General features: G+C 57.1%; 2 rRNA genes. Both read left to right on the forward strand.

From position 1 onward, the window contains the following. Positions 1-208 precede the first annotated feature (208 nt). Positions 209-1746 (forward strand): 16S ribosomal RNA (locus tag ABLE53_RS24725). Between the two features lie 464 nt (positions 1747-2210). Further along, positions 2211-5345: ribosomal RNA gene (locus ABLE53_RS24730) — 23S ribosomal RNA — on the forward strand. Together the 16S and 23S rRNA genes form the textbook arrangement of a ribosomal RNA operon. Positions 5346-5417: the final 72 nt, after the last annotated feature.

Raw genomic sequence — 5417 nt, forward strand, 5'->3', positions numbered from 1 at the left:
CACGGTGCGCGTGTGATTCTTGAGAACTCAACAGTGTGTCAATAGTCGACGAATTAGTTTGTTGTGCCCTGTCTTCTGCGCCTTTGTGGTGTGGGGGATGGTTTCTTTGACAGTGATTCTGATGGACTTTTGTTTGTCAGGTTCTCTTTTGTCAGGCACTCTCTTTTCCGGTCCTGGCTGCGTTTGTGGTTGGGGTTGGTGTTGTTTTTCAACGGAGAGTTTGATCCTGGCTCAGGACGAACGCTGGCGGCGTGCTTAACACATGCAAGTCGAGCGGAAAGGCCCTTTGGGGTACTCGAGCGGCGAACGGGTGAGTAACACGTGAGTAATCTGCCCTTGGCTTCGGGATAGCTACCGGAAACGGTGATTAATACCGGATATGACGCCTCCTCGCATGGGGTGGTGTGGAAAGTTTTTTCGGCCAGGGATGTGCTCGCGGCCTATCAGCTTGTTGGTGGGGTAATGGCCTACCAAGGCTTCGACGGGTAGCCGGCCTGAGAGGGTGACCGGCCACACTGGGACTGAGACACGGCCCAGACTCCTACGGGAGGCAGCAGTGGGGAATATTGGACAATGGGCGGAAGCCTGATCCAGCAACGCCGCGTGAGGGATGACGGCCTTCGGGTTGTAAACCTCTTTCAGCTCCGACGAAGGCTCTGCTTTTTGGTGGGGTTGACGGTAGGGGCAGAAGAAGGACCGGCCAACTACGTGCCAGCAGCCGCGGTAATACGTAGGGTCCGAGCGTTGTCCGGAATTATTGGGCGTAAAGGGCTCGTAGGCGGTTTGTCGCGTCGGGAGTGAAAACCAGGTGCTTAACACCTGGCCTGCTTTCGATACGGGCAGACTAGAGGCATTCAGGGGAGAATGGAATTCCTGGTGTAGCGGTGAAATGCGCAGATATCAGGAGGAATACCGGTGGCGAAGGCGGTTCTCTGGGAATGTCCTGACGCTGAGGAGCGAAAGTGTGGGGAGCGAACAGGATTAGATACCCTGGTAGTCCACACCGTAAACGTTGGGCGCTAGGTGTGGGATCCATTCCACGGGTTCCGTGCCGCAGCTAACGCATTAAGCGCCCCGCCTGGGGAGTACGGCCGCAAGGCTAAAACTCAAAGGAATTGACGGGGGCCCGCACAAGCGGCGGAGCATGCGGATTAATTCGATGCAACGCGAAGAACCTTACCTGGGTTTGACATACACCGGAACGCATCAGAGATGGTGTGGCCTTTTGGCTGGTGTACAGGTGGTGCATGGCTGTCGTCAGCTCGTGTCGTGAGATGTTGGGTTAAGTCCCGCAACGAGCGCAACCCTCGTCCAATGTTGCCAGCACGCCCTTCGGGGTGGTGGGGACTCATTGGAGACTGCCGGGGTCAACTCGGAGGAAGGTGGGGATGACGTCAAGTCATCATGCCCCTTATGTCCAGGGCTTCACGCATGCTACAATGGCCGGTACAAAGGGCTGCGATCCCGTGAGGGGGAGCGAATCCCAAAAAGCCGGTCTCAGTTCGGATTGGGGTCTGCAACTCGACCCCATGAAGTCGGAGTCGCTAGTAATCGCAGATCAGCAACGCTGCGGTGAATACGTTCCCGGGCCTTGTACACACCGCCCGTCACGTCACGAAAGTCGGCAACACCCGAAGCCCATGGCCCAACCGTTTTCGGAGGGAGTGGTCGAAGGTGGGGCTGGCGATTGGGACGAAGTCGTAACAAGGTAGCCGTACCGGAAGGTGCGGCTGGATCACCTCCTTTCTAAGGAGTCGGTGGCCATGAGTTGGTCAGCAACCAGGCTGGCCACGGTGGTGCTGCTCGTGAGTGGAATCGTCGATGAAGGACCCCTCGGAGGTCTGCCGGCGCCGTCAGTACTGCCCCCCTTGGGGGGGTGTGGAACCTCGGTGCGGGTGGGGGCCGGTGGGTGGTTGGCACGCTGTTGGGCTTTGAGGGATCACCCGCGAGCCGGTCACTGGAGTGAATCAGGAGTGATCGGGCTGATCGTGTGGGGTGCCTCGGGCCTCCTTCCGGTGGCTGCCGGCCGTGTGCATCGTGGACTGTGTTTGTCCTGGGTGTGGTGGGTGGTGCTGGTTGGTGGGTGTGGGTTTTGACAGTTGGATAGTGGACGCGAGCATCTTGTTTAAGAAAGAGCACCCGTCGCCTGGTTTTTTGGGGTGGTGGGTGTGTCTGGTCTTCGTAGTTGTTGTTTTTGTTGAGTGTTTGTGAGACAAGCTATGAAGGGCACATGGTGGATGCCTTGGCATCAAGAGCCGATGAAGGACGTAGGAGCCTGCGATAAGCCCTGGGGAGTTGGCAACCGAGCGTTGATCCGGGGGTGTCCGAATGGGGGAACCCAGCACGAGTCATGTCGTGTTACCCGCGCCTGAATATATAGGGTGTGTGGAGGGAACGCCGGGAAGTGAAACATCTCAGTACCGGTAGGAAGAGAAAACAAGAGTGATTCCGAGAGTAGTGGCGAGCGAAATCGGATGAGGCTAAACCGCATCTGTGTGATACCTGGCAGGGGTTGCAGGTGTGGGGTTGTGGGAGCCTTTGGTCATCGTCTGCCAGCGGTGTGCGCAGTGAGAAACCATGCCTGAATGTGAATCGGTTGGAAAGCCGGGCCGGAGAGGGTGATAGCCCCGTAGTGGTAAGGGTGTGGCTGTGTTGGAGGTTTTTCCCAAGTAGTACGGCACTCCTGGAATGCCGTGTGAATCTGGCGGGACCACCCGCTAAGCCTAAATACTCCTTGATGACCGATAGCGGACCAGTACCGTGAGGGAAAGGTGAAAAGTACCCCTGGCGGGGAGTGAAATAGTACCTGAAACCGTGTGCCTACAATCCGTCAGAGCCGTCTGCCCTTGGGGTGGGTGGTGATGGCGTGCCTTTTGAAGAATGAGCCTGCGAGTTAGTGGTGTGTGGCGAGGTTAACCCGTGTGGGGCAGCCGTAGCGAAAGCGAGTCCGAACAGGGCGGTTACAGTCGCATGCTCTAGACCCGAAGCGAAGTGATCTATCCATGGGCAGGTTGAAGCGCCGGTAAGACGGCGTGGAGGACCGAACCCACTTCAGTTGAAAATGGAGGGGATGACCTGTGGATAGGGGTGAAAGGCCAATCAAACTTCGTGATAGCTGGTTCTCCCCGAAATGCATTTAGGTGCAGCGTTGTGTGTTTCTTGCCGGAGGTAGAGCACTGGATAGCCGATGGGCCCGACCAGGTTACTGACGTTAGCCAAACTCCGAATGCCGGTAAGTGAGAGCGCAGCAGTGAGACTGCGGGGGATAAGCTCCGTAGTCGAGAGGGAAACAGCCCAGACCATCAGCTAAGGCCCCTAAGCGGTGACTAAGTGGAAAAGGATGTGGAGTCGCAGTGACAACCAGGAGGTTGGCTTGGAAGCAGCCACCCTTGAAAGAGTGCGTAATAGCTCACTGGTCAAGTGATTCCGCGCCGACAATGTAGCGGGGCTCAAGTCATCCGCCGAAGCTATGGCGCTCACGCATTGTCCTAGTCGGCAGGTGTTCCTGTCGGTTCAGGTGTGTGGGCGGGTAGGGGAGCGTCGTGTGGGCGGTGAAGCGGCCGAGTGATCGAGTCGTGGAGGCCACGCGAGTGAGAATGCAGGCATGAGTAGCGAATGATGAGTGAGAAACTCATCCGCCGATTGATCAAGGGTTCCAGGGTCAAGCTAATCTGCCCTGGGTAAGTCGGGACCTAAGGCGAGGCCGACAGGCGTAGTCGATGGACAACGGGTTGATATTCCCGTACCGGCAACGTGACGCCCATGACGAGGCCCATGATGCTAACCGCCTGAAGCGCCCCGACCACTCGTCTTTCGAGACGGTGGCGGGTGTGTGGAACGCGGGACCCGAGTGGGTAGTAGTCAAGCGATGGGGTGACGCAGGAAGGTAGTCGGACCACGGCGATGGTTGTCCGTGGCCAAGCAGGTAGGACGGTGCGTAGGCAAATCCGCGCACCTGGTGTCCGAGACGTGATGGGGACCCATTTTTGGGGAAGCCGATGATCCTATGCTGTCGAGAAAAACCTCTAGCGAGTCATGCGCCGCCCGTACCCCAAACCGACTCAGGTGATCAGGTAGAGAATACCGAGGCGATCGAGCGAACCATGGTTAAGGAACTCGGCAAAATGCCCCCGTAACTTCGGGAGAAGGGGGGCCGGATCCGTGACACCACATAGCTGGTGGTAGCGGTGATGGCCGCAGAGACCAGGCCCAAGCGACTGTTTACTAAAAACACAGGTCCGTGCGAAGTCGTAAGACGATGTATACGGACTGACTCCTGCCCGGTGCTGGAAGGTTAAGAGGACCCGTTAGACGCATTCGTGTGTCGAAGCGGAGAATTTAAGCCCCAGTAAACGGCGGTGGTAACTATAACCATCCTAAGGTAGCGAAATTCCTTGTCGGGTAAGTTCCGACCTGCACGAATGGAGTAACGACTTGGGCGCTGTCTCAACCGTGGACTCGGCGAAATTGCACTACGAGTAAAGATGCTCGTTACGCGCGGCAGGACGGAAAGACCCCGGGACCTTTACTATAGTTTGGTATTGGTGTTTGGTTCGGCTTGTGTAGGATAGGTGGGAGACTGTGAGGTCGCCACGCCAGTGGCGGTGGAGTCATCGTTGAAATACCACTCTGGTCGTACTAGATGTCTAACCTCGGGCCATGATCTGGTTCAGGGACAGTGCCTGATGGGTAGTTTAACTGGGGCGGTTGCCTCCTAAAATGTAACGGAGGCGCTCAAAGGTTCCCTCAGCCTGGTTGGCAATCAGGTGGCGAGTGTAAGTGCACAAGGGAGCTTGACTGTGAGACAGACATGTCGAGCAGGGACGAAAGTCGGAACTAGTGATCTGGCCACGGCATGTGGAAGCGTGGTCACTCAACGGATAAAAGGTACCCCGGGGATAACAGGCTGATCTTCCCCAAGAGTCCATATCGACGGGATGGTTTGGCACCTCGATGTCGGCTCGTCGCATCCTGGGGCTGGAGTAGGTCCCAAGGGTTGGGCTGTTCGCCCATTAAAGCGGCACGCGAGCTGGGTTTAGAACGTCGTGAGACAGTTCGGTCCCTATCCGCCGCGCGCGTAGGAAACTTGAGAAAGGCTGTCCCTAGTACGAGAGGACCGGGATGGACGAACCTCTGGTGTGCCAGTTGTACCGCCAGGTGCACGGCTGGTTGGCTACGTTCGGAAGTGATAACCGCTGAAGGCATCTAAGCGGGAAGCACGTTTCAAGATGAGGTTTCCCACCCGTATGGGTTAAGGCCCCCCACAGACCATGGGGTTGATAGGCCGGAGGTGTACAGCAGTAATGCCCAGCCGACCGGTACTAATAGGCCGAGGGCTTGTCTTCACAAACACCCAACCAAGACAACAACCGGTCCGAAGACCACCCTCGAAGACCACCCTCGAAGACCATGAATGA

It is taken from the genome of Nocardioides asiaticus (assembly GCF_040049175.1).
Classification (GTDB): domain Bacteria; phylum Actinomycetota; class Actinomycetes; order Propionibacteriales; family Nocardioidaceae; genus Nocardioides; species Nocardioides cheoyonin.